Annotated in this window: 28 protein-coding genes; 7 read left to right on the top strand and 21 right to left on the bottom strand. The window is 34.1% G+C overall.

From position 1 onward, the window contains the following. Positions 1-69: 69 nt before the first annotated feature. Both COI44_RS04165 and COI44_RS04160 read left to right on the top strand, forming a co-directional pair. A complete protein-coding gene (locus tag COI44_RS04165) occupies positions 70-954 on the top strand; it encodes an RCC1 domain-containing protein (RefSeq protein ID WP_098426805.1) in 885 nt (294 codons plus the stop codon). Positions 955-1,074: 120 nt separating this feature from the next. After that, entirely contained in the window at positions 1,075-1,593 is a 519-nt protein-coding gene (locus COI44_RS04160) for a cysteine hydrolase family protein (RefSeq protein WP_098426804.1), read from the top strand. Positions 1,594-1,764: 171 nt separating this feature from the next. On the opposite strand, the gene manA is transcribed toward COI44_RS04160, so the two are convergent. Next, positions 1,765-2,715, bottom strand: a complete 951-nt coding sequence (manA, locus tag COI44_RS04155; RefSeq protein WP_286163745.1) for a mannose-6-phosphate isomerase, class I — start codon at positions 2,713-2,715, stop codon at positions 1,765-1,767. A 17-nt stretch (positions 2,716-2,732) separates the two neighbouring features. Further along, complete coding sequence (locus COI44_RS04150; protein WP_098426802.1) at positions 2,733-3,605, bottom strand: ROK family protein; 873 nt, start codon at positions 3,603-3,605, stop codon at positions 2,733-2,735. 416 nt (positions 3,606-4,021) lie between these two features. Between COI44_RS04150 and COI44_RS04145 the strand changes: the two genes are divergently transcribed. Further along, positions 4,022-4,261 carry a hypothetical protein gene (locus tag COI44_RS04145; protein ID WP_098426801.1) on the top strand — a complete coding sequence of 80 codons (240 nt, stop codon included), beginning with the start codon at positions 4,022-4,024 and terminating at the stop codon, positions 4,259-4,261. Between the two features lie 437 nt (positions 4,262-4,698). Here the strand turns inward: COI44_RS04145 and COI44_RS04135 are convergent, their stop codons facing one another. The 3 genes from COI44_RS04135 to mobB all read right to left on the bottom strand — a co-directional run bounded on the left by COI44_RS04135 (position 4,699) and on the right by mobB (position 6,721). Beyond that, a complete protein-coding gene (locus COI44_RS04135) occupies positions 4,699-5,346 on the bottom strand; it encodes an MOSC domain-containing protein (RefSeq protein WP_098426799.1) in 648 nt (215 codons plus the stop codon). Positions 5,347-5,485: 139 nt separating this feature from the next. Next, positions 5,486-6,142, bottom strand: coding sequence for a molybdate ABC transporter permease subunit (gene modB / locus COI44_RS04130; protein ID WP_098426798.1), 657 nt, complete (start codon positions 6,140-6,142; stop codon positions 5,486-5,488). 33 nt (positions 6,143-6,175) lie between these two features. Further along, positions 6,176-6,721 carry a molybdopterin-guanine dinucleotide biosynthesis protein B gene (gene mobB, locus COI44_RS04125; RefSeq protein ID WP_098426797.1) on the bottom strand — a complete coding sequence of 182 codons (546 nt, stop codon included), beginning with the start codon at positions 6,719-6,721 and terminating at the stop codon, positions 6,176-6,178. Between the two features lie 215 nt (positions 6,722-6,936). On the opposite strand from mobB, the gene COI44_RS04120 reads away from it, so the two are divergent. Then, a complete protein-coding gene (locus COI44_RS04120; RefSeq protein ID WP_098426796.1) occupies positions 6,937-7,293 on the top strand; it encodes a Na-translocating system protein MpsC family protein in 357 nt (118 codons plus the stop codon). 36 nt (positions 7,294-7,329) lie between these two features. On the opposite strand, the gene moaC is transcribed toward COI44_RS04120, so the two are convergent. The 12 genes from moaC to COI44_RS04060 all read right to left on the bottom strand — a co-directional run bounded on the left by moaC (position 7,330) and on the right by COI44_RS04060 (position 19,032). After that, the gene (moaC, locus tag COI44_RS04115) at positions 7,330-7,812 is read right to left on the bottom strand and encodes a cyclic pyranopterin monophosphate synthase MoaC (protein WP_098426795.1); all 483 of its coding nucleotides are present in this window, start codon (positions 7,810-7,812) and stop codon (positions 7,330-7,332) included. 34 nt (positions 7,813-7,846) lie between these two features. Then, positions 7,847-8,416 (bottom strand): molybdenum cofactor guanylyltransferase, encoded by a 570-nt coding sequence (locus tag COI44_RS04110; protein ID WP_098426794.1) that lies wholly within the window; start codon positions 8,414-8,416, stop codon positions 7,847-7,849. After that, complete coding sequence (locus tag COI44_RS04105; protein ID WP_098426793.1) at positions 8,413-8,907, bottom strand: MogA/MoaB family molybdenum cofactor biosynthesis protein; 495 nt, start codon at positions 8,905-8,907, stop codon at positions 8,413-8,415. The genes COI44_RS04110 and COI44_RS04105 overlap by 4 nt, the downstream gene beginning before the upstream one ends. A gap of 33 nt (positions 8,908-8,940) precedes the next feature. Further along, positions 8,941-9,177 (bottom strand): molybdopterin converting factor subunit 1, encoded by a 237-nt coding sequence (gene moaD / locus COI44_RS04100; RefSeq protein WP_098426792.1) that lies wholly within the window; start codon positions 9,175-9,177, stop codon positions 8,941-8,943. Continuing rightward, entirely contained in the window at positions 9,174-9,644 is a 471-nt protein-coding gene (locus COI44_RS04095) for a molybdenum cofactor biosynthesis protein MoaE (protein WP_098426791.1), read from the bottom strand. Before COI44_RS04095 ends, moaD begins: the two co-directional genes overlap by 4 nt. Positions 9,645-9,687: 43 nt before the next feature. Continuing rightward, positions 9,688-10,977 (bottom strand): molybdopterin molybdotransferase MoeA, encoded by a 1,290-nt coding sequence (locus tag COI44_RS04090; protein WP_098426790.1) that lies wholly within the window; start codon positions 10,975-10,977, stop codon positions 9,688-9,690. Positions 10,978-10,996: 19 nt separating this feature from the next. Continuing rightward, positions 10,997-12,013: a molybdopterin-synthase adenylyltransferase MoeB gene (locus COI44_RS04085; protein WP_098426789.1), complete on the bottom strand. Its 1,017-nt coding sequence runs from the start codon at positions 12,011-12,013 to the stop codon at positions 10,997-10,999. A 261-nt stretch (positions 12,014-12,274) separates the two neighbouring features. Further along, positions 12,275-13,300, bottom strand: coding sequence for a GTP 3',8-cyclase MoaA (gene moaA / locus COI44_RS04080; protein ID WP_098426788.1), 1,026 nt, complete (start codon positions 13,298-13,300; stop codon positions 12,275-12,277). A 48-nt stretch (positions 13,301-13,348) separates the two neighbouring features. Next, positions 13,349-14,140, bottom strand: a complete 792-nt coding sequence (gene fdhD / locus COI44_RS04075) for a formate dehydrogenase accessory sulfurtransferase FdhD (RefSeq protein WP_098426787.1) — start codon at positions 14,138-14,140, stop codon at positions 13,349-13,351. A 151-nt stretch (positions 14,141-14,291) separates the two neighbouring features. Beyond that, positions 14,292-14,771: a helical membrane plugin domain-containing protein gene (locus tag COI44_RS04070; RefSeq protein WP_098426786.1), complete on the bottom strand. Its 480-nt coding sequence runs from the start codon at positions 14,769-14,771 to the stop codon at positions 14,292-14,294. A gap of 12 nt (positions 14,772-14,783) precedes the next feature. Next, positions 14,784-17,711, bottom strand: coding sequence for a formate dehydrogenase subunit alpha (gene fdhF / locus COI44_RS04065; RefSeq protein ID WP_142329226.1), 2,928 nt, complete (start codon positions 17,709-17,711; stop codon positions 14,784-14,786). A 322-nt stretch (positions 17,712-18,033) separates the two neighbouring features. Continuing rightward, positions 18,034-19,032, bottom strand: a complete 999-nt coding sequence (locus COI44_RS04060; protein ID WP_098426784.1) for an NAD(P)H-dependent flavin oxidoreductase — start codon at positions 19,030-19,032, stop codon at positions 18,034-18,036. A gap of 473 nt (positions 19,033-19,505) precedes the next feature. Here COI44_RS04060 and COI44_RS04055 point away from each other — a divergent pair, with 473 nt between their 5' ends. Then, on the top strand, positions 19,506-20,954 hold the full coding sequence (locus COI44_RS04055; protein WP_098426783.1) for a L,D-transpeptidase family protein: 1,449 nt from the start codon (positions 19,506-19,508) through the stop codon (positions 20,952-20,954). A 56-nt stretch (positions 20,955-21,010) separates the two neighbouring features. Here COI44_RS04055 and COI44_RS04050 read toward each other — a convergent pair whose 3' ends face one another. Next, positions 21,011-22,018 (bottom strand): LysM peptidoglycan-binding domain-containing protein, encoded by a 1,008-nt coding sequence (locus COI44_RS04050; RefSeq protein ID WP_098426782.1) that lies wholly within the window; start codon positions 22,016-22,018, stop codon positions 21,011-21,013. Between the two features lie 501 nt (positions 22,019-22,519). Here COI44_RS04050 and COI44_RS04045 point away from each other — a divergent pair. Together COI44_RS04045 and COI44_RS04040 are read left to right on the top strand one after the other, a co-directional pair. Further along, positions 22,520-22,837, top strand: a complete 318-nt coding sequence (locus COI44_RS04045) for a hypothetical protein (protein WP_098426781.1) — start codon at positions 22,520-22,522, stop codon at positions 22,835-22,837. Positions 22,838-22,992: 155 nt separating this feature from the next. Next, a complete protein-coding gene (locus COI44_RS04040) occupies positions 22,993-23,385 on the top strand; it encodes a DUF3888 domain-containing protein (protein WP_142329222.1) in 393 nt (130 codons plus the stop codon). A gap of 155 nt (positions 23,386-23,540) precedes the next feature. Here the strand turns inward: COI44_RS04040 and COI44_RS04035 are convergent, their stop codons facing one another. The 3 genes from COI44_RS04035 to COI44_RS04025 form a co-directional block, all read right to left on the bottom strand. Continuing rightward, on the bottom strand, positions 23,541-24,515 hold the full coding sequence (locus COI44_RS04035) for an LCP family protein (RefSeq protein WP_098426779.1): 975 nt from the start codon (positions 24,513-24,515) through the stop codon (positions 23,541-23,543). Between the two features lie 377 nt (positions 24,516-24,892). Then, entirely contained in the window at positions 24,893-25,327 is a 435-nt protein-coding gene (locus COI44_RS04030; protein WP_098426778.1) for a DUF6526 family protein, read from the bottom strand. Positions 25,328-25,465: 138 nt separating this feature from the next. After that, on the bottom strand, positions 25,466-26,047 hold the full coding sequence (locus COI44_RS04025) for a vWA domain-containing protein (protein WP_098426777.1): 582 nt from the start codon (positions 26,045-26,047) through the stop codon (positions 25,466-25,468). Between the last annotated feature and the right edge of the window lie 75 nt (positions 26,048-26,122).

Below are 26,122 nucleotides of genomic sequence, written 5' to 3'. Positions count from 1 at the left end.
ATTTGATTAAATCTTAAGATTTTAATTAGAAGTACGATTTAAATCCTGTTAGTAATTGGAGGTAAAAACATGAATTATCCTTCACCGAACAAAACGGAGTTAAAAGTGAAAAAGTGGACTAAAGATGCTATAGCAGCAGGTTATCGTCATTCCGTCGGGCTTATATCGGATGGTACTGTGACAGCTGTTGGTGATCATAAATATGGCAAACTAGAAGTAAACGATTGGTGCGATATTGTGGCGGTTGCTGCGGGGAACGCTCACACGGGAAATTCTCATACAGTTGGACTTAAATCAGACGGTACTGTTGTTGCTGTGGGATGGAATAAGCATGAACAATGCAATGTAAATGGATGGTTTGATATTGTGGCGATTACGGCTGGTTGGCGTCGTTCTGTCGGACTTAAATCAGATGGTACGGTTGTAGCTGTAGGTCGAAACAACGATGGTCAGTGCAATGTAAGTGATTGGCACAACATTGTGGGGATTGCGGCAGGTGACTGGCATACAGTCGGACTTAAATCGGATGGCACAGTTACAACTGTAGGTAATAATCGGTATGGCCAATGTAAAGTGAGTGGATGGCATGATATTGTTGCGGTATCGGCGGGTTATCTTCATACCGTCGGGCTAAAATCGAACGGCACGGTTGTCGCTGTAGGATTGAATAAGGATGGTCAATGCGATGTAAGCGAATGGCACGACATTGTAGCGATTTCGGCTGGTAGTAATCATACAATTGGACTTAAATCGGACGGCTCAGTTATAGCTACCGGGTTGAAGAGACATGGCGAATGTAATGTAAGTGACTGGTGCGATATTGTAGCGATTTCGGCGGGTTGCACACATACTATCGGACTTAAAGCAGATGGCACAGTTGTAGCTGTAGGTAGTAATGAATTTGGCCAATGTGATGTAAGCAACTGGCACGGTATCCAACCAAATGCAAAATAGATTTAAATTACAACAGGCAAAAATTTGCTGAAAATACCCCTTCTACTCTACTGTCAATAATGATATATTTTCTTCTATAAGGTGTAAAAAATATCCAATTATCTAAGGGGAGATTTATAAATGAAAAAAACAGCTCTATTAGTAATTGATGTACAGGCTTTTATGTTCTCCGAATCTAATCCGGTTTATAAAGGTGAAACATTATTAAATAATCTAAACAAATTGATCGATCAAGCAAGAGCTACGAATACTCCAATCTTTTATATACAGCATTCTGAAGAAGGTTCTCCACTTGAATATGGTACACCTGGTTGGGAAATTCAGTCAGATATTGCTCCAATTGATGGTGATATCATTATACATAAAACAACACCAGACTCATTTTTTAAGACGAATTTAAAAGAAGAGCTGGCAAAACAGGAAATTAATCATTTAGTCATGGCGGGAATTCAAACGGAAATCTGTGTTGATACAACGACTAGAAACGCCTTTGGAAATGGCTATGAAGTTACACTTGTTACGGACGCACATAGTACATGGAATTCAGATGAGCTGACGGCTGAGCAAATTATTAATCACCATAATCAGACACTGCGCTGGTTAGCTGAGCCTAAAACTACTAGTGAAGTTGAATTTTAATAGCCAAGCAGCTAATAAGCTGCCTGGCTTTTGTTAACTTACGCTCTCTTTCTTCTTTGCTTCGCCTATCTGGTACTCATTTACGTCTTAGGTAAATTCACCCATCAAAAGGCAAGCACTTGCATTCAGTCTAGAAATCTTCTGAAGGGATGCCTTGTTTTCCCTTAATTCTTAAGTATGCGAAACAATTATTTCACAATCTCCATCTAAAACAAATTCTCCAAATCCAACAGGAATGATGAAGTTCGAGCCTTTTGATAAAATATATTCTTCTCCGCTATGGATCAGTTTTCCATTACCGTTTATTACAGTTAAAAGTAGATATTGATCATTATAGGTTAAATAAGCTTTTCCAGTAATATCCCATTTATATACGGTAAAAAAATCCGAATCTACAAATGTATTAATCTTTATATTTTCTTTTTCTTCCGTCTTGAATTCCACCTCTGTTTCTTGATGGGGAACTGTTGTTACATCGATTGCTTTATTTAAATGAAGCTCTCTTAAATTTCCTTCATGATCTTTTCGATCATAATCGTATACCCGATAAGTTGTATCAGAGCTTTGTTGTGTTTCTAAAACAAGAGTTCCTTCACATAATGCATGAATGGTTCCACTTGGGACATAGAAAAAATCACCTGGCTTAATTTTTACTCGGCGAAGTAAATCTGACCATTCGCCTTCTTTAATTTGGCTAATTAGATCTTCTTTTGTTTTGGCATTATGGCCAAAAATCATATGTGCATCTTCTTTACAGTCAAGAATATACCAGCATTCTGTTTTACCGAGATCACCATTTTCATTAACTTTTGCATAAGAATCTTCAGGATGTACTTGAACAGATAAATCCATGTTTGCGTCTAATATTTTCGTTAAAAGCGGAAAAACTTTTTCCTTTGGGTGACCAAATAATTCGGGTTGCTTTTTCCATAATTCATTTAATGCTATACCTGCAAATGGGCCATTTTCAATAATAGATGCACCATTAGGATGAGCTGAAATTGCCCAGCATTCACCTGTATTTTCATTTGGTATATTATAGTTAAAATCTGATTTTAAAGCTGTTCCACCCCAAATTCGTTCTTTAAATACTGGTTTTAAAAATAATGGTTGCATGCTCATTTCCTCCTATAGGCTATTTATACTAGTGCATTTTTAGTTAAAGCATTATGTGCAAGCAAAAGAGCTCCAGTAATTCCAGCGTTATTACCTAAACCAGGTGGTACTATATACTCATTCAATTCTGGTAAACTAACATAATCGCAAACTAGCTCATTCAAATATTTGTAAACACTTTCAAAAACTTGCTTTTGATTCATTACGCCCCCACCAAGAATGATTTTCTTAGGCGAAAGAATTAATATGTATTGCATAAGTGCTTGGGCAATATAATATCCTTCTAAATCCCAAACCTCTTTTCGATTGATCAGATTTGAACCTATTTTCCCCCATCGTGCTTCTATTGCAGGACCAGAGGCTAAGCCTTCTAAGCAATCACGATGGTATGGACAGTTCCCTACAAACTCATCATTCGGATGACGTCTCACTAATATATGTCCCATTTCAGGGTGTGTGATTCCTTGAAGTAAATTGCTATTTACGACAGCTCCAGCCCCTATACCCGTACCAATTGTTAGATATAAACAGCTATCTAACCCTTTTGCTGCACCTAAAGTAGCTTCACCTAGTGCCGCTGCATTCACATCCGTATTAAAACCAATTGGAACAGAAAAATGCTGACTTATTGCTTGTACGAAAGGAAAGCCTTGCCAAGCCATTTTAGGGGTTGATGTAATCGATCCATAAGTAGGGTTCGTCTCGTTAACATCAATCGGACCAAATGATCCAATACCAATTGCTTTTATGGGATAGTTCTTAAAAAATTCAATTACTTGTGAAATCGTTTCATCTGGCACAGTTGTCGGGAATTGAATACGCCTAATTAAATTGCCATTTTCATCTCCGATAGCACATACAAACTTTGTTCCACCTGCTTCGATTGCACCTAACATTTGCCATTACCTCCAATTAAAATAAACTAATTAAACCTTACATTATTTAAAGTAGTTAGAAGCTCGCCTTACTTTTTTTGTATATAGAAACATTTTCAAAGAAAATAATGCAATTAATTTCATATGATTTATTGGACAAAATATATTTTTTAATCCATATATACTTATGAAAGTTATATAAAAATAAGACTCTTTTCATCTTCAAAAAAAGAAGCCCCTCTCCCTCGAGCGACTTCCTTTTTAGTAAATTTAAAACTAAACTCCAAACGCCTAATTAACCGATTTGCCCAATCCTAAGCTAAATAAATACATGGAATTGCATATCATATTTATTAAAATCAAACACTTGTCCATATCATTTTGCTTGTCCAATCATAAGATATCGAGATGAAATTAAAGGAAAAGGTAGTGTTATAATGGGTTGCAACTGTAACAATGGAAGAAATAATGAGAGAAATAACGAAAGATTTAGTGATAGAAATAACGAAAGATTTAATGATAGAAATAATAATAGAAATAATAGAAGAAATAACGAGGTTACGTTTAATGCGAGAATCACAGTTGATCAAGAAGACTTCTGTCGTGCAGTAGATCGTTGTGACGATGAAAGACGAGATAATTCCGGTCGTCGTAGTGACAGATGGTGGAACTTTTAAGTTCAAAAAACAGAAAAAAGGAAATACGATTTTTTACTATACTATGAATTGATTAAATTTTAGTATATTCTTAGATTCTTTTACGAGAACATCTGTCCCTGCTTTTAATTGGATAGATGTTCTTTTGCATTTAAAAAATGAAAAATTGAATTGATTAATTCTCGCAAAAATAGAATTATGACAATTTCCCATATAATAGAAAATGAGATTGTATTAGAAGTTATTTCAAGGAGGAGTTTAGTGCTTGCTATACTACCAGTGTTATTTCTAATTGGGGATATCGGTTTTAGCTGTTATAGTAATTGTATTTATCTTTGGTGCTGTTACGTATTTAAATTTATCAAATTAAGGGTCCCCTACGAATGTCCAATTAGGCATTCTTTTTTCATAAAAAAAGAAGCCGCTATAACTCAAGCGACTTCCTATTATAATACTATTTAAACTAAACTCTCCAAACGCTTATTTAACCGAATTCTCCAATCCTCGGCTAACTCAGGAACTTCCAATATCGCTTTTATTCCTTCAATATTTTTTGGATCGTGGAAATAAATCTCATTACAATTAAGAACCGAAACTTTATTTTTTTGAGTTTCGATTAATTCTATTTTCGAATCTTTTCTAATTGTTCCCTCTTTTAATACACGGCATAAGTAGCCTGTAAAACCAGTTTCTACGATTCTCTTAAGTGCCACATTCGTTCTCCTTGTAATTGTGTCACAAGGTATTCTGCTTTGTGTAATTTGTATAATTGCATCGCCAATTTGGTAGACATCGCCAATGCATACTTCTTTTTCTAACATATTTGTGACAGTAATATTTTCTCCGAATGCCGAAAGTGGTAAATTTATATTAAACTCTTTTTCCCAAAGTTCGTAGTGTTCATATGGATAGACACATACAGCTCGATCTGGCCCACCGTGATGTTTTAAGTCAGCTACTCCATCACCTTTAAAGCCTTCTTTTGATAAGTAAACTTCTTCTATTCCTTCTTTACAAATCCCCGTTATCATTTCTTTGTTTTCGCCGTATTCCATTTTACTCGGTAATCCTACTGCAAGATTAATTAACTCAACTTTATTTGCCATACCTTCCACCCTCTCATTTTTAAGTTTCTAATTGTAAAACTGGGCTTTATTTTATGTAAACTAAAATTTTGGAATTAAAAGGAAAAATATCCTATATACAGCATTATATACTAATTAGAGACAATACTAATCTGCAAAATCATTTTTGTTTCAATTGTACGACTAACAGCATAATAAAAGAAATTAAGACCATTGAAAGTACCCATAACCAAGCCATTTTCATATTTCCAGCATCAATTGCTAAATAAATTGCTGTCGGGACAGTTTGTGTTTTTCCTGGAATATTTCCTGCAAACATAAGTGTAGCACCGAATTCCCCTAGTACTCTTGCAACGCTTAATATACTCCCTGAGATAATGGCTTTTAATGAAAGTGGAATTGAAATCAAGAAAAAGACATTCCATTCATTTGCTCCACAAACTCTTGCTGCCTCTTCAATCTCATTGTCTACACTTTGAAATCCAGTTTTTGCAGATTGATACATAAGTGGAAACGCTACAATAATTGATGCAATTACAGCGGCCCACCAAGTAAAAACAATTGGTTGATTAAATAACCATTCGATCATTTTTCCAACGAAGCTTTGTCTTCCGAAAATGACTAATAGTAAAAACCCTACAACCGTAGGAGGCAGAACTAAAGGTAACATTAAAATTGTTTCTAGAAGTGTCTTACCTTTGAAGGATTTCATAGAGAGAATTCTTCCAGCTATAGTCCCTAAAATAATAACGATAAAACCTGCCACGATCGTAACCTTAAGGGAAATCTTAAGGGGAATTAAAAACTCTTCAAACAATTAAAATTCCTCATTTCAAAATAAACCATATTTTCATCTGTTTTTTTGATTTTCTATGAAATTACCTTTTGACATTTCATTCATCAAGAAATCTAAATAATGTTCTTCATCATAAAGATGGAAATATTGATAATCTTTCAATCGATCCTCTTCAATCTCAAAATGGCTGATCACACAAATAATATTCGTTAATGAATCGAGTAAATTTAGATCATCCTCACTTCTTATTAATACTACTTTTGGATAACTTTCCCTTTTATAACCTTCAATAAAAATAATATCTGTTGAAAAAAAGCGATATAATTCAATTGTTTTCTTTAAATCCCAATTAATAAAATTTGTTCTTAATTGCAAGACTCCATCACCTTCAACACTAGAAACAATTGCTCCAGCATCCAAGTGACGACTACTATCTTTACGTTCTATTTCTAAATCAGGCGCACCGCCATGACCATGATGTTTTATAGTAGCAGCTGATAATCCTTGGTGATTGGCCTGTTTAATGAGTTTTTCAATAAGAGTTGTTTTCCCACTATTTTGATAGCCTACAATTTGCAAAATGGAATAGTTCTTTTTCATCGCTCTCAATTCCTTTTTATTAAATAATTTTATTATAAGGAGCCTACTGAAAAAACACCATTAATACAAAAATCAATTTAATCGATTCTTGTATTGATGGTGGAGCAGTTTAGTAAAGCCTTTAAGAAGATGTTCCCTAAAAGTTTTTTCCTTTAAATTTTCTAATCATTGTTTTATGATAAGAAAAACGAAAATTAATTTAAGGGGTATATGTAATGTCAAAAGTCATCCATGAATTTAATGACTATATACGAAAACTGCGTAAAGAATTATTTGGAAAAGGCCCTGAAAGAATTCATACTGTTTTTGTTGAAAATATGGCTGTTTCAACTTTGTATGGAAATCTGACACCTACTGAGCTATTTATCGCTCAAACTTCTGAAGGCCGTGATATCGTACATAATGCTAGAACTAAGATGATTCAAGATGTATATGCGAAAAATCATCCAGTTAAGCTAGAAGAAATTGTTGATGCAAAGTTTATCAATCTTTTCTCGGATATGAAAGTTGAAGAAGATATTGCAATTTCCGTTTTTTTATTTGATAAAAAATTAGAAAACTTAATTGATTAGATCATGCTACTAATCAATTAAGCTTTTGTTCCAATCTTATTTATGGAAAAAGTCGCCGCTTTTGCCACCTTTTTTTTGAACTAAAAACGTTTCTTTTATGACCATACTTTTATCAACGGCTTTACACATATCGTAAAATGTAAGGCCAGCTATACTTACAGCTGTAAGTGCCTCCATTTCAACTCCAGTTTTTCCACTGCATTTCACTGTCGCACGAATGATTAAATCATATCCATTAGATGCCTCTACGTATTCGAATGTAAAGTCGGTTCCTGAAAGTGCGATTGGGTGACACATTGGAATAATGTCAGAAGTTTTTTTAGCTCCCATAATTCCAGCAATTTGTGCAACATTTAGTGGATCACCTTTTTTAATTAATCCATTTTGAATTGCTTCATATAATTCCGTTGAGATTGCAATTGTACTTTGCGCAATTGCAACTCTTGTAGTGATGTCTTTGTCTGATATATCGACCATTTTCGGTCTTCCTTCTTCATTCCAATGTGAAAATTCACTCATGGGAGTCCCTCCAGGTAAGTCTTAAATTTGAAAATTAAATCCAGTCATTCGGACTATTGATATTCTTAAAGATGAGTTCGTCACTTGAAAATTGAACAGTCATTACATTTACTTCAGTGAATAATAACTGAACTTTTCGATTGTTTTTATCTAAAATCTCTTTCATTTTTTTGATGCAATTTCGATGATAGAGCGCAAATAGTGGTTGAAGTTTATCGGACTGGATTGGAACGATTGCATCAACATTCGTATTTGCTGCCCTTTCGACCATGTTTTTTACAAAGTCAGCTGTAATAAAAGGTGTGTCGCAAGCTAGGACAAAATACCAGTCTTTGTTTGGTATGTTTGAAAATGCATTATACATCGCATACAAAGGTCCTTGGTATTCTTTGGCTTCTCCTTCAATGACAAAGTCTAGATCATTTTTACTAAAATACGGAACTAGTTTTTCGTTCGTTGAAATGATAATTGGAGAAATTGAATTTTCCTTTAAAGCTTCTACACTATATTCATACAATAATTTATCTTTATAAGTTTCAAACATTTTTGGTTTACCGTAACGGGATGACCTTCCACCTGCTAAAACGACGCCAGCTATATTCATTGCCTGTTTAATTCTTCCATAAAGTGTTGGCATGTCGGTAAAATTAGTTTTGTCATTGCTAGATTTACTGCGTTTTTTGAACCTGGAATTACGTAGATCGCTTTATCATGAAAGCTACCTGCGATTGCTCTACTGAACATAGCTTTTGGACCGATTTCTGTATAACTTAAGGAACGGAACAATTCTCCAAATCCTTGCATTTCTTTATCGAGTATTTTTGAAATTGCTTCATATGTAACATCTCTTTTCGTAAAACCAGTGCCACCTGTTATGATCATAACTTGAATCGTCTCAGCTTCACTCCATGTTCTAACAATCGCTTCGATCAATGGTATTTCATCTTTTGTGATTTTATAATCATGGACGATATGTTTTTGCTCGTCTAATAAAGCTTTAATTAGAATACCGCTCTCGTCATTTTCAACAGTTCTAGTATCACTAACTGTTAAAACCGCTGCGTTAATAATCGCTTTTTCATTATGTTTATGCATCATTCTACCTACTTTCAAGCTTTATAAAATCCATTAGCCCCCACTTACTGGTGGAATAAATGCGACAGTATCTCCATCATTTACAATTTCTTCATCCGTTACAAACTCTTCATTTACTGCAGTCATAATCTGATTCAGTTGTGGTAAATCATAGTTAGTCATAAGCCAATCTTTTAGCTCTTTTACGTTTATTCCATTTTTATCCGTCACTGTCAATTCATCCGTTCCAGCTTTCTCTCGTAAATGAGCAAATAATAAAACTTTAATCATTTTGATTCCTCCACACTTGGTTTTCCTTCTTGGTATGGTGTATTTTCTAATTGGTCACCGATCCACATCGTACCATCTTCCCAAAACTCTTTTTTCCAAATCGGAACGATTTGTTTAATTCGTTCGATTGCGTATTCGTTTGCTTCGTATGCCACTTTACGGTGCGGAGAGGAAACTGCAATCACAACGGCAATATCGCTAATCTCTAATCTTCCAACTCGATGAGTAATCGCAACAATTGCTTCTGGCCATTTCCCGTTAATTTCATCACCAATTTGGACAAGTTTTTTTACGGCCATTGATTCATATGCTTGATACTCTAGCGATAAAGTCTTTTTTCCTTTTGTTAGCTCTCTAACTGTACCAATAAAAACTGTAATGGCTCCTGCATTTCTACTTTTTACTTTATCTGAAACTTCCTCAACAACAATCGGTGTATCGACAATCTTAAATAATGTTTGTTCCAAGTAAATCACTTCACTTTTCTTAAATTAATAGCGTTCTAATTATTTACTTATATGCAGGTATGAAGCCATACCAAGGCCATTTACTTCCTTCATGGTCTTCTAATAATAATAAGTCGACCGACATACCTTTTTCATATTTTCTAGTTCCTCCAGGTAAAACAATAAATGCATCCGTATAAGCTAATGAAGATACGGCGCTAGACTTATCAAAACCTGCTGGAACTGCTGTTAATTGACCTTCATGATAAACAATTTTACCTCTTACAAATCTTGTAAAAGGATTTGGTTTTGGAAAATTTTCTCCTAAAATTGCACTTACTCTTTTTAAATGTGGCGTTTCGTTAAATAAATAAGTTTGGATAATCGGTCTAACAAATAGCTCAAATCCAACAAAACAAGCAGATGGATTCCCAGATAAACCGAATAATAATTTATTTTCAAAATGCGCTACTGTTGTTACACTACCTGGACGCATGGCAATTTTATTAAATAAAACGGTTGCTCCTAATCTTACGTAAATATCTGGTAAATAGTCATAATCACCGACAGATACACCACCGGTCGTAATTAGAAAATCAACTTGCTCTAAAGCATTTTGAACTTCTAAAAAACAAGTATCCAAATCATCGCTAAACTTTCCTAAATATTTAGGGATTGCACCTGCTTTTTGAATTTGAGCGAGAACCATATAGGAATTACTATTGCGAATTTTACCAGGTTCAAGCGGTTCATCGACATCTAAAAGCTCACTTCCTGTTGCAATGACTCCGATGACTGGTTTTTTTGCTACAGGTACTTGACTATATCCAAAAGTAGCAAGTAAAGCGATCACTCCCGGGTTAATTTCAGTTCCCTTTTTAACTAGAATATCACCTTTATGCGTTTCTTCCCCTTGGAATGAAATATTATCACCTTTTTGATAAGAACGTTTTATTTCAATAAAAGTTTTACCTTCAGTTTTAATCTCTTTCGCTAATTCAAGCATGACAACGGCTGAACAACCTTGAGGTATTTGAGCCCCTGTCATAATACGAACGGCCTGCAATGGTTCTACTTCATTTGGAAAAACTGAACCAGCCCCAATTTCGCCAACTACTTCAAAGATTGTTGGATTTTCATTGCTTGTAAGAATAGTATCTTCCGCTCGAATCGCAAAGCCATCATATGGAGAGCGGTCAAAAGCAGGTATATCTTGATCAGCTTTTAGATCATCAGCTAATACTCGTCCATATGCTAAATCGATTGATACCATTTCTTTTGATCCGTGTTTGGCAAAATCCATTACTTTACGAACTGCTTCTTCGATCGGTAGTGGCACTCGTTTTTCAACCATTCTTTTCATCCTCTCTCTATTAACCTAATAAACGATAATATAGTTTTTTAGCTTCCTGTATATCATTTGTTCCGTGAACAAAAACCCTTCCATCCTGAAAAACAACAAATCGATAATCTTCTATCTGACAAGAGATCAAATAAGGATTTCGTTGAACTTTTCCGTGTTGTATTAGTTGGATTTCTAGTTCATTAAAGTCATAATTTTTAGTCGTTGAAGGTCTAATTTGAACCGTGTTTCGCCCACAAAGTGTACTTGTTTTCGTTTGATTTTCAAATGCTAAATAAGGATACGTCCTATTTGTTCCACATGAAGGACAATCATCTGATTTGAGTTTAGATAATTTAAATGAAAAATGTTGATTATTCCATAAATCAAATGTTAGAAATTTTGAATTGATAGCTGAATAATCCTCAACTAATAGTTTTAATCCTTCAGCAACCTGGTATGCCGCTACTAATTGTACCGCAGGACTAATGACTCCAGCTGTGTCACAAGTCAGACCAGGTACTGGTAAACTTTTTAATATACAATTTAAACAAGGAGTTTTACTAGGTAGAATCGTACAACACATACCAAAGCTCCCAACACAAGAGCCATACACCCACGGAATTTCATATTTCTGTGATAAATCATTTATGATAAAGCGAATATCAAAATTATCTGTTGCATCAATCATTACATCAGTGTCCTTCAAATGGACTTCCATATTATCTGCACTTGCATCCATTACTAGTGCATTGATGAATACATCTGAATTTATTTTTTGGAGACGGTTTTTAGCGGCAATAACTTTCGGCAATTTCTCAAATGCATCTTCTTCAGTATAAAGTTGCTGCCTTTGCAAGTTACTCATTTCAACATAATCTCGGTCAATTAAAGTTAACTTCCCAATTCCAGCTCTAACAAGTGCCTCCGCGCTAGCACTTCCTAAAGCACCTGCCCCAACAATTAAAACATGTTTCTTGCTAATTAATTCTTGTCCATTTTCACCAATCGGGGTAAAAAGTTGCTGACGTGAATAACGTTCTGACATAAGATATCCTCCATTAAAGAGCAGGACCTAGCGAAAGAGATAAATAGTTTTCTCCGGGTATCCTCACCAATTTTTTCTGCTTTTCTTGTTTTCCCTCTATTAAATAAAGCAGCATTAAGAAATCCCCATCATATAAGGAGTTCTGAATGCTGCTTAATTTCTCTGCTAATCGAACAGAGATACCAATCATCACTTTCTAATTTTAGTTAGAGCATTATACCGAAATTGCATAAACTCCAGACCTTCTATTATTGGTAATGATTAACCACCTATATGGGACATTTCAATTTTATGTGATGACTTATCATTCATTTTTTTCGTATTACTTAATCGTTCATCTGAATAACGATCAGTTCGATTGCTCCATATTGATAGAATTGTTTCTTTTATTTGTTCATCATCTTGGTTAGACCTGACCAATTCTTTTAGATCATAACCTTTTGTTGCAAATAAACATGTATATAATTTTCCTTCTGCAGATATACGCGCCCTTGTGCAAGTTGAACAAAATGAATCGGTCACTGATGAAATAATCCCAATTTCATCATCACTATCTTTGTAACGGTATCGATTAGCAACTTCTCCTACATAATTAGCTTCTGTAAATTCTAAAGGCATGACTTCATTGATTAGATCAATGATTGTTTGTTTTCCTACAACTTCATCGAGCCTCCAGCCATTATAATTTCCAACATCCATATACTCAATAAATCGAAGAATATGTTTTTTCTCTTTAAAATATTGTGCCATCGGGATAAGATCTTGTTCATTCTTGCCTTTTTGAACAACCATATTGATTTTAACCTTCATTCCGATATCAGAAGCAGCTTGTATCCCTTCAAGCACAGACTTTACCTTTCCTCGATTACCACTCATATATGCAAATCGTTCTTCATCTAAAGAATCTATACTTACGGTCACTCTTCTTAAACCGGCTTCATATAAATCTTTTGCAAACTTTTTAAGTAATGTACCATTTGTTGTTAAAGCAATATCTTCAACACCATCAATTATATTTAATCGTTCAATCAGTTTAGGTAAATTTTTACGTAATAAAGGTTCTCCACCAGTAATTCTAATTTTTCTTACCCCTAAAGATACAAAAATACGTGTTAATCTTTCAATTTCATCAAAGGATAGTATTTTATCTTGTGATAAAAAAGAATAGTCCTGACCAAAAATTTCTTCCGGCATACAATAACGGCAACGAAAATTGCAGCGATCGGTAACAGATATACGTAAATCCTGTAAAGGTCGATGATGTTTATCCAATGCAACATTTTTCATAACCATTGCCTCACTTCTTTTTATTTCATAAATGATTTGTTTAAGTCACTATCTCACAATACGTTTTGAATGAGTATAAACATTAAGTGACTGATTTCGAATAAATCCAACTGTCGTAATACCTAATTCTTCAGCTAGTTGAAGAGCTAATTCTGTTGGAGCTGATTTCGTCAGTATGACCTCACAACCAATTTTAGCTACTTTTAGTAAAATTTCTGAAGATAATCGCCCACTAAAAACAATTATTTTATCTGAAATACGAATATTGTTTTTTAGACAATAACCATAGATTTTATCTAATGCATTATGCCTACCAATATCCATTCTATTCAAAAGAATCCCATTTAAATCACATAAAGCAGCATTATGGACTCCGCCTGTTTCATGAAACAAAAATGCGGACTGTTGCATTTCTTTCATTAATCGAAAACAATCTTGAAATGATAGTTGAACATTCACTTCTTTCATTTTTTTTGCAGTTAATGCATCATTTACAAAAACAAACCCTTGTCTACTCATTCCACAGCATGATGTAATATATCTTTTACTTTGAATATCTTTATAATATGGATTAATATTCTTTGTTTTTACATGGACAAAGCCTTCTTTTTCTTGGAACCATATGTTTTCAATATCCTCAAATTTTCGGATAACCCCTTCGGATGCTAGAAATCCTACGACCATATCCTCTATATATTCTGGGGTACTGACCATCGTAACAAATTCTTGTCCATTGATTTTTACCGTGACGGGAAATTCTGTGACAACGCTGTCTTCAATATCGTTTGTTTCACCATTTTCAAAGCGGAGAATTCTTCTTCTCACTTCAGTTGGTAGCATCGTTAAAGATTCCCTTCTTCTTGAACTATTTTTTATATCGTATTTTCTCAAAAAAATATTCATTAAGAGACAAACCTTTCAATTTTTTTGATTAAAAGGTTCATCTCTTATTATTAAACTCTTTTCTATGAAATACAAATTGTTTTTTCTATTATTCTTTTAGACCTTTTCCCATACCTTTTAGAAAATTAATACCAAAACCAACTGCACGATTTACATCAGGATCTTTTAAAACTTTTACTAAATCAAGAATCCCTACTTTATCATCCTTTTCAAGATGTTTATTTCCTTCATCGATTCCTTTTGTTACAGAATTGATTAGCTTTGTCGTTAACTCCGGGTCCACATTTGAAAGTACACCAGCAGCGCCCATAATATTATTGATAATATTCGTGACTGGCTCGCGGTTCATTTGTCCTAAAGCAATTTTTGTAATCTTCTCTTTCGATTGTAGCATTGAATTTGCAGCTTCAAGGACACCCGTATCATTTAATTCAGAAACGATGTTTAAAATTTTATTTAAAGAGTCTTCATTTTCTGCTAATAAAAGCTTCAAATCCTCTAGTTTCTGTTGATTTTGCTCTTCTTTAGTTGGTAGGTATTTTTGAATCGTCGTGATTGGTTGTGCCATCTTTTTTCCCCTTTATTTTGTCGTTAAGTGGACGTATCCTTTTCGTTCCCATTTACGCTGAACCTCAACTCCATTTTGAGGGTTGCGCTTTTTATTACGTGGGTTCGACTTTGGCAACGGACTTTCACCTTCTACACGTAATACTTCCATCCGTACTTTCGTTTGTTTATAAGCTGGTGTATTTGTACGGTGATCTTTAGCTGGACCTGTTAAGAAATTGATAGCAGATTCTTTATTTGTTGAATTCATCGGTAAGAACAACTCATTTTTTTGAACTCGGTCCGTAACTAGTGCTGGTAATTTCAGCGCTCCATACGGAGATACTAATCGAACTAATGAGCCATCTTTAATGCCACGTTCACTCGCAAGCTCTGGTGAAACCTCTACAAAAATCTCAGGTACTTTTAATTGAATACCGTATGATTTATTCGTCATATTCCCTTCATGGAAATGCTCAAGCATTCGACCATTATTTATTAATAGGTCAAACTCTTCTGCAAACTCAACAGGTTCCATCCAATCAGCTAAAGCAAATCTTGCCTTTTTATCAGGGAAATTAAAACCATTCTCATAAAGAAGTGGCGTACTTGCTCCGTCTAAGCTACCCCAAAGGAAACTATCCCAGCCTTCCATTACATCGTAGCTTGCTTGTGAGAATAGTGGTGCTAAACTTGCCATTTCAGCGAAAATATCACCTGGATGCTGATAATTCCAATTTGCACCTAATCGGTTTGCAATTTCTTGGACAATCCACCAGTCAGCCTTTGATTCACCAAGAGTCGGTAATGCTTGATATAATCTTTGTACTCGACGTTCAGTATTTGTAAATGTTCCTTCTTTTTCAAGTGATGGCGCAGCAGGTAAAATAACATCCGCGTATTGCGCTGTTTTTGAGAAGAATAGATCTTGTACGACAAAGAAGTCCAAATCTGATAAAACTTCATGTACGTGGTTGGCATTACAATCGACAAGCGCCATATCTTCACCAACTAAGTACATAGCTTTCATTTCGCCTTTTTCGATCGATTGAAGCATTTGGATATTATCTAAACCAGGTTTTCCTCCGATTTCAACGCCCCACGCTTTTTCAAACTTCATGCGTGCCGTATCATCCGTTACATGTTGGTAACCAGGAAGCCAGCCAGGAAGAGTACCCATATCACAAGCACCTTGTACATTATTATGACCACGAAGCGGATAAGCGCCAGCACCAGGGCGTCTGTAGTTTCCTGTTGCAAGTAATAAGTTCGAGACCGCTGCAGATGTATCAGAACCACCAGTGTTTTGTGTCACGCCCATGCCCCATAAAATACAAGTACCATCCGCTTCATGAATCATTTCAGCTATTTGAATTAACGTTTCCTTTGAAATGCCAGTTACACTTTCGGCATATTCAAGCGTATATTTCTCAAGTACAACTTTAAAATCTTCAAAGAAATGAACATTCTCATAAATGAATTTCAAGTCATGCCAGCCTTGGTCAATGATATATTTCGTTACAGCCATTAACCATACTTGGTCTGTCCCTTGTTTTGGTCTAATAAAGATGTCAGAGCGTTCTGCCATTTCATTTTTACGAAGATCGGCAACAATCAGTTTTTGACCATGTAATTTATGTGCTCGCTTAACTCTTGTCGCAAGTACAGGATGACCTTCTGCTGGATTCGCACCGACGATTATAACTAGTCCAGCCTTTGCGATATCCTTTATCGTTCCTGCATCTCCACCCATACCAACTGTGCGGAATAATCCATCTGTTGCTGGTGATTGACAGTAACGTGAGCAATTATCAACATTATTTGTTTCAAATACCTGTCGTGCCAACTTTTGAATTAAATAGTTTTCTTCATTCGTAATTTTTGAAGATGAAATAAATCCTACAGAACCTTTTCCATATTCTTGTTTAATCGAACCAAGTTTACTTGCAACTAAATCAAGGGCTTCATTCCAGCTCGCTTCTACAAATACGCCATTTTTTCGAATTAAAGGTTTTGTAATTCTCTCTTCTGAATTTACAAAATCCCAACCAAATTTACCTTTTACACAAGTTGATATTGCATTAACTGGTGCATCAGAGCTTGGTTGAACTTTTAAGATTTTTCGATCCTTCGTCCAAACCTCGAATGTACAGCCAACACCACAGAAAGTACAAACTGTTTTTGTCTTTTTCGTACGTGTTTCTCGCATTGCTGCTTCAACCTCTGAAACAGCAAAAATCCCACTATATCCAGGTTCTACTTTTTTGACTAAATCGATCATCGGATCAAGTAACTCGTCGTTTAATCCAGTCATAAAACCAGCTTCACCAAGCATTGATTTTTCCATTAATGCATTACAAGGACAAATTGTTACACATTGTCCGCAACTTACACATGAAGAATCATTAATCGAAACACCCTTGTCCCAAATAACACGTGGACGCTCAGCTTCCCAATCAATTGATAATGTCTCATTTACTTGAAGATTCTGACATACTTCCACACACTGTCCACATGCAATACATTGATTTGGATCATATCGATAAAAAGGATGTGTCAAGTCTACTTCACAAGAAGCAACCTTTGGCTCATAAGGATACTTTTGATGTTCAATGTCCATTTCTTCTACTGTGTTATGTAGCTTACAATTTCCATTGTTATTATCACAAACTGTGCAATATAATAAATGATTTTCTAATAAACGATCCATTGCTTCAGTTTGAGCTTCCTTCGCTCTAGGTGAAGTCAATTGAATATTCATTCCGCTCATTGCTACAGTTGAACATGAGCGCTTTAGCTCACCATTAATTTCAACAATACAAGTATCACAAGTTTGAATTGGATCGACTTCAGGAACATAACAAATTTGTGGATGACTAATTTCATTTTGATTGATGATTTGTAAGATTGTAGAACCTTGATTTGCGATTACTTCTTTCCCGTCAATCGTGATTGTAACCATGTTATTTTTCACGGTTTTCCTCCCCTTTTTTCACATAAAGAAAACTCGCCGAATACTCCTTCATGCAGCCAACTTATCTTTTTTTCACATAAAAAAATCCACCATGAAATACACATACCCTTTAAATAGGTTTAATGTCTTCATGGTGGAATAGTTTATTAGCAAATCGTACTAACATACCAATCCATTTTTTTGTTTACTAAATTGATAGAGTCATAACATCTCCCATACTATGATTCCATCTCAATAAGTTTATTATAATCTTTAAATGATAATTAAACAATAGATTCAAGATATGAAAGTAAAACGCTTACAATATTATTTATTTACTTACTGCTGATTTTAATTTCTCAGCATTTTGATTTAGTTTATTAACTGCCTCACTATACTCTTCTTCCAGCTCATCTATTATGTCGGCAATTGAACTGATTTTTGTAATTGCCCCAACACCGTGACCAGCTGACCATATTTCTTTCCAAGCCTTTGCATTCGATTCATTTTTCATTCCATCGAAATCGACTTTATCTTTCTTTTTCAATGTTTCAGGATCAAGACCAGCCTTCACTATGCTAGGAATTAACATATTCGCTTTCACACCAGAAAATGCATCAGTTAGGACAATATCATCTTGTGTTGCATCAACTAGCATTTGTCGATATTCATCATTTGCTAGGCTTTCCTTCGCAACAATGAAGCGTGTTCCCATATAAGCTAAATCAGCGCCCGCAGCTTGTGCAGCCAATATACTTTTACCAGTTGAAATCCCACCTGCTAACACAATAATACCGTCCCAGAACGTACGAACACTATCAACGAACGCAAATCCATTTAAATTTCCAGCATGACCACCAGCACCTGATGCAACTAAAATTAGTCCATCTACACCCGCCTCAGCTGCTTTTTTAGCAAACTTCATATCACTAACATCTGAGAATACTAGTCCTCCATAACTATGTACAAGATCAACTACTACTTTTGGAGAACCTAATGAAGTAATAACAAGCTCAGGTTTATGTTTTTTCAATAGCTCAAGCTCTTCTTGTAATCTACTATAAGAGCTATGAACGACCATATTCATTGCCCATGGTGCAATTTTACGCTCCGGCTCATTTGCGCGCGCCAAAGCAAGATGATCATTTAATTGCCCCATCCATTGATCAAGTACCTCAATTGGGCGAGCATTCGGTGCTGGAAATGACCCAATTACACCATTTAAGCATGCTGCCTCTACTAGCTCAGGTCCAGAAACTAAAAACATCGGTGCAGAAATTGCTGGCACCCTCAGTTGACTCCACCATTTTTCAGGAATTTGTTTACTCATTTACATGACCCTCTTTTCTTTACGGAATATTCTGATTATTAATAATGATACATTAGTAAACTATTCTTTTCAACTCTATCTCTTTCAAAAATGCTTTTTCAATGCTATACGTAATAACGAGGATACTAAACTTGATATACAAATATAATATAGTGAATAGTAAATAAAGGAACTTATAAACTCAATACACTAATAGATTCGTAAATTTAACAATCTTATACTTCAATAGTAGATAGAAATATATTATTAGAATGACAGTGAGGCATTATATAATTAATTTAAACTTTTTAGTCCTATCCTTTCACTAAGCCTGCTAAAAATAAGAAAAGGAAAAAATTTCTACAACTAAACAAATTGTGACAGAGTTCGACCGAAGAAAATTGTAGAATAGTCACATATAAGTAAATAATGTAATATAATTGTAATATTTTAATCTGAATTTCAGTAAACATTGATAGATGGACTACTTGGTTATGGGAGGAATTGTTTTGGAAAGCACTTTAAATGTAAAAGGAAATAATATTCAACAAAGAAGATCATTTAAACGGTCTTTGCCTTGGCATTTCATTTTGATTGGTATCATTATTATTATTACACTCTTCATTGTGTTCAGCTATCGGGCTAATCATTTTAATGCTCAAATCAAGGTAAACGGCATAAATTTAGGTGGACTGAATGCTGACGAAGCACTAAAAAAATTAAAAACAAGCAAACTTAAAAACATCGTTTATGTGGGCGACCAGAAAATCTTGGATGGAAAAGATACAAAAATGAACTTTACGGAAAGTGATCTTCCGGCTATTAAAAAAATAGTAAAAAACCAGCGCACGTTTTTTCCTTCTTCAAAAGAAAAAAATTATTCTTTAATACCGAGTAAACGAGATGAAGAACAAATTGACACAATGAAAAAACAGATTGAAGATAAGCTTCTCACTCTTAATAAGAGCTTAAAAGCTCCAAAAGATGCGACTGTTCAATTGAAACAAGGTAAAATTATTGTCTCAAAAAGCATTAGCGGTGAGCAATATGATGTCGATCGTCTATTAAAAGACTATAAGGGACAAGAATATACTAGTATCATCCGTCTAAACCCTGTATACATACAGCCACTCAAAGAAGATAATCAAATTGTGAAAAATGAAAAGAAAAAACTTCAGGAACTACTAGGGCGTACAGTTCAGTATAAAGTTCAGGATAAAGTTTATTCTTTAAATGCGAGTGAATACATTCAAAATGCTTCTGTGTCAAAAGATATGAAAGTTACGATCGACTCTAGTAATCTTAAAAACAAGATTGCTGAAGTAAATAATTCTCACTCTACATTAAATAAAAATTTTACATTTAAGACACATTCAGGATCAGTCATTTCAGTTAAAGGAGAAGGCTATGGCTGGGCATTAGATGTTGATAAAGAATCTACACTAGTTCAGAAGGCTTTTGAAACAGGAGAAAAATCGATTACTCCTACTCATATTATCGGAAATGGCTGGAACAATGAAGGTTATGGATATAATACGACCACAAATAATGGGATTGGCGATACATATGCTGAAGTGTCGATTGCCGAACAGCGTATTTGGCTTTATAAAAATGGCAAATTGGTTATCACAACGAATGTCGTTACTGGTAAACACATCACTGGTGAGGATACTTCAAAAGGAGTTTGGTATATCCTTTATAAACGAACACCATCGATCCTCAGGGGTTCACATGTAGGTCTTGGTTCTTATGAAGTTAAGGTCGATTATTGGGCACCATTCACAAACAGCGGACAAGGTTTCCACGATGCTAGCTGGCGAAGCAACTGGTCAGGTAATGCCTATCTATCAGCAGGATCGGGTGGCTGCGTTAACACACCACCAAGTCTAATGAAAACCGTATATGATAATCTCAGCACATATGAGCCAGTAGTCATCTACTAAAAAAAGCATAATAAAAACACTGAAACCATATGTAACGTTTCAGTGTTTTTTTATGCTTAATTTAATATCGTTACTTTCACTTGTTTTCTTCCAAAATTAATCGCATCTTGTTTATTTGGAATAAATACATCAATTCGGTTTCCCTTGATGGCACCGCCAGTATCTCCAGCTATTGCTACACCATAACCTTCTACATTCACTTTACTTCCAAGCGGGATTACACTTGGATCAACTGAAATGACTTTTGTATTTGGATTCTCTTTTAAATTGATTCCAGTAGCTGTAATGCCAGTACAACCTTTACAAGAAGCTGTATAAGCTGATGCTTCCATTGTTATTACTTTTAAACCAGCTGAATCATTTGTTTTAGATTCACTTTCTTTTGTTGCTGGTACACTTTCCTTTGTTGCTGGTGCACTTTCTTTTGCTGCTGGTATACTCTCTTTTGCTGCTGGTACACTTTCCTTTATTGTTTGTGCACTTTCTTTTGTTGTTGGTACACTCTCTTTTATTGTTGGTGAACTTTCTTTTGTTGTTGATGTATTATCCTTTGTTGCTGGTACAATTTCCTTTGTTTTAGGAACATCTTCTCTTGATACTGATGCAGTCTTTGAAGATTCATTTACTGACTTCACTGTTGAAGTAGTTTTAGAATTTGTTACAAGATTGGTATTTGTCATTTTTGATTGAGCTATATTTTTTACGCCTTCAAAAATTACTAGGTTTAATCCAGGTTGAATTAGATCCGTATGTATATTGTTCCATTCTTGAATTTGCGATACTGTTACATCATGATTTTGTGCAATATCCCATAACGTATCACCTTTTTTAACTTGATAATGTTTTTCTGGTGCAATGATAAGTTTATCACCAGGATGAATTAAGTCTGAAGTAATCCCGTTTATCATTTTAGTATTTTCAACGGTGGCATTATTTGCACGTGATAGATCCCACAAGGTATCCCCTTTTTTTACATTAATAGTAGCAGCCTGTACATTAGCACTTACAGATACTGAGAGTGCAGCAGCTGCTAAAATGGTTGTAACTTTAACTTTGTTAATCATTTCTTTTTACCCTCCATGTTCCTTTATTTGCTAATTTTCACTAATCGTAACATAGATTTTTTCCAAATAAAGTAACAGGGAGATGATAAATCATTTCCTTTCATCGCATGTTTATTACAGGTATTTAACTAAAATTACTGAGTCAACAGCCAAAAAACGGCTTTTTCTCAATCTCTTTTCAAATAAAATTGCCCGGACTACTCGGTATTTAGCCCATCCTTTTATTCGTTAAGGACTATTACAAAATCTCGTGAAGGAAATTACATAAATTACAATAAATAAACAATTTCAACAATGCTTTTTTTCTATAAAGGCTCTTTTTGAGTAGATTGTTGATTTTTTTATTCAAGTAAATGGCAGATTAGTTGCATAAGAAAGATTAAATTTTTGTAAAAATAGTGAAATTCCCCCAAATCAAAGTAGTGGATATACAATGTATAATTAAATTGTGTGGAAGTTATTGGAATTTTCGTTCATTTAAAAAATAAACGAGGTGATAAAATGAAGCAAATAACGTGGAAAAAAATTATTCTGATACTTTGTCCAATCATTTTATTTTATGTTTTACATTCTTCACCTTCAATTGCGTTAAGGACATATGTATTGTTTCACGGTCACCCTATTTTAGCAGTAAAGACTAATATAGTAGATGACGCAGAACATAATGAGATGGATTGGGAATACTTAAAAGAAAAAAGTGCAAAATGTTATTCTTTAACTAAAGCACCAAAAGACATAGCAACCGATTCTTTTTTAACAAATTATATCGTTCAAAAAATGGGTATCATCTATGTAGCTGGTTATTATGGAGATGCCTAAGATTTAATTTATTTACAAGGTAGATTTTTAATTCATATTCATCTAACCCGTGCAATTCAAATTTCAGGATAGTTCAATAAGAATGCAAGTTCTTTGTTTGGAGAAAATACCTACCAAATAGTAGAAAGTAGGTATTAAATTTGAGAAAAATCATTTTGATTAGCTGTCTGATGACTTTTATTACATTATCTCCTGTTCAAGCCGAAACTGATGCTTCACGTTATGAAATGATGCTTGAAGATATAATTTATACATTTTTATCCCCATTAGAATCTAAAGCAATCAATGATTATTTTGGAGAAATATACCTATCTCATTTTTGTAAGATTGTAGAGGTTAAGACGAGGCCAGAACAAGCATACAGTTATGAAATAACCTATCAATTTGTCACATATGAAAGGGCAATAATGCCTCCATTTCACCTGTTTACTTTGAAGGTTCAAAACAAATCTCGAACAGATTGGATTATTAAAGATGTAAATGTAAGAAAAATAGCCGAGAAAGAAGATTACGCAAAGATATGTAGAAAACCAATGATAATACAGTAATCAACAGCAAGGTAAGTTGTGATAAAATCCTTTTTGATTTATTCAACTAAGGTAGTGCTTAAGTTGAATAAAACGAGTTGCGATTAAAAAAGAAACGAGATAAATGAGTATACTTACTCATTTACCTCGTTTTTTAAAATCATTGATACTTGCACTTATTTTGATTCACTTGAATTAGCTGGTAATTGATCAAGCTCAAGATGATTTCTCAAACTATTTGTTATAGCATTTACGCTAGTTTGATCAGGCATATAATAGTAAATTCTGTTAATATAATCGTCTTTTCCTTCTAATTTTAAAGTCGTGATGTTTTTAGGGTTAGCTTCTTTCATGTCATTAAATAAGAATAATCCTTCAGACAAGCTCATATTTGTTTTGACATTTTTACTAAATACACTAGCATAATTATCTATTTTAAATAATGTTTTCGGAGACTTTAATTTATCGATAATTGCCAGCATAGCTTGTTGTTGACGTTCTTCACGTCCAAAATCACCACGGGGATCGCGCTTTCTCATTCGAGCATAGGCTAAAGCTTCTGTTCCATTTAGATGTTGATTTCCTTTTTTGAAGTAAACCTTATAACGTGGTTTAGTATCTGTATATTGCCAAAAATCAAATGGAACATCAACATCAATTCCACCAATCTCATCGACAATATTTTTAAAACCACCAAAGTCTACAGTAACATAATAGTCGATTGGAACATGTAAAAAGTTTTCTACTGTATTTACAGTTGATTGAAGACCACTGTTATATGCACCATTAATTTTAGATTTTCTTTTTTGAGCTGGAATTTCCACGTACGTATCACGAGGAATACTCATTTTTTGTATTGTTTTATCTTTGGGATTAACAGTTACTAAAATGATGGAATCAGTTCTACCACCTTTACCCTTTGTTGCGTAGTTTTCAATTCCAAGAAATAAAATGGAAAAAGGTTGGGTATCTTTTATTTCTTGTTTACGCAAACTTGAGTGAAGAACTTCACCCTGGGTAGCATTCTGTAATTTATAATATGTTTTTATTCCCTTATATCCAATAAATGCTATAAGAATTAGAACGATCAACAGCAATATTTTAAGTGGCTTTCTTTTTGTTTTTTTGATTTTATTACGCTTTTCTTCCATTTGAGCTCCTTTTGAGATAATTGTATGGTCTCTATTTTTTAATCAGAATAGTTAAGATGAAAAATGACTAGTATAATTTAAACATTTATGTCGTTATACTACAATACAGATTTTGTTAAATTTTTTTAATGAATAAATTAAAAAGAATAAATTTAAATACAATTTTAGCAACGTAGTTTTAAATCTAAACTTGATTATTTTATATCTATATTGTTAGCGGCATTAGGGGAAATTATCATATTTAATAAGTAACAAATTTTTTGCTGGAATTGTTACTCGAACTTTAGACTAATTTTGCTTCAAAAATCAACGTTTATATTAAACAGAGCCCCTCTAAAAAAGAAAAAGGACCTATAATAATAGGCCCCTACAAAAAATTAAACGCGATACTCATCCGCTCGCCAATTTTTAATATTTTGTTTAATCTCTTTCGAACTCATTCCTTCATTTACCGCTCTTTCACTTAACGCTACAAATTCTTCATCACTTGAAAATCGTAATGCAATGATTTGCCCCATTTTTAATTGAGGATTTAACGGTTTACCAGTTAGCGTAAAGTGACGAAAATTTTCTTCCATTCGAATGACACGGTCTTGCACTTTGTTGGAATAAAGTCTTGTTAGAAAAAACGAAACAACTAATAAAAGCGAAGTGACTAAAATAAATACTGCTAACCAAATGTGATCGCTATTTTTTATCGCGATACACAAGTTAACGATTGAACCAATGATTGTGATTAACGCTAGTGGTGCCCCAAAAAAGTGGAAAACTGGATGATATCTAACGTGATGATCTAAGCTTTGCTGTTTCATATGTACATCTCTCCTCTAAATATGTTTTATGTCCCTATTCTAACATTATTATTCTAACTGCTTTTTTATCATTAAAGAATTTTTATTTACAATAAAAAAATCTAGTAAGTCTAAAGGCTTACTAGATTTGAATCAAAATTATGTCCTTTTTTCTGACACCACTTCGCTTATTACACTATACATATCTTCAACACCTTCATTAGAAGCTTCAAATATATAAGCATTTTCTTTTAAAATTCCTAGGCTACTTGCTTCTTTTACTACATCGATATTTGCTCCCATAAATATAAAATCCCAGTTATACTTTTCTTGTTGATGATGGATCAGTTGTTTCACTTTACTATACGTAAATTCAACACTTGCATTCTCTAACCCATCAGTCGTAATAACAAAAATGACTTTAGCAGGTCTTTCCATCTCGTTACATAAAGACAATCTGTTGCCTACATTTAAAATGGTTTTACCTAATGCATCTAAAAGTGCAGTGGTCCCCCTTACAAAATACTCTTTATCCGTTAATTTTACTTCATGTGCATTGCACCCATTCCATAAGACTTCATACTGGTCGTCAAAAAGCACTGTTGTTACATTCGTTTCCCCATCAAAACTACTTTGTTTTTTCATAAAAGCGTTAAATCCACCGATCGTATCACTTTCAAGTCCTGCCATTGAACCACTTCTATCGATTAAAAATATGATTTCTGTTTTATTACTGTTCATTCTAAATCAGCCCCTTCATTCTTGATGTTATAATAGTAACTGAATTAACTAGTAGATAGGTCGCCCTAAAAGAGA

Source organism: Bacillus sp. AFS088145 (genome assembly GCF_002564465.1).
In the GTDB taxonomy this organism is placed as follows: Bacteria; Bacillota; Bacilli; order Bacillales; family Bacillaceae_G; genus Gottfriedia.
This window is presented reverse-complemented; position numbering and strand designations above follow the sequence as displayed.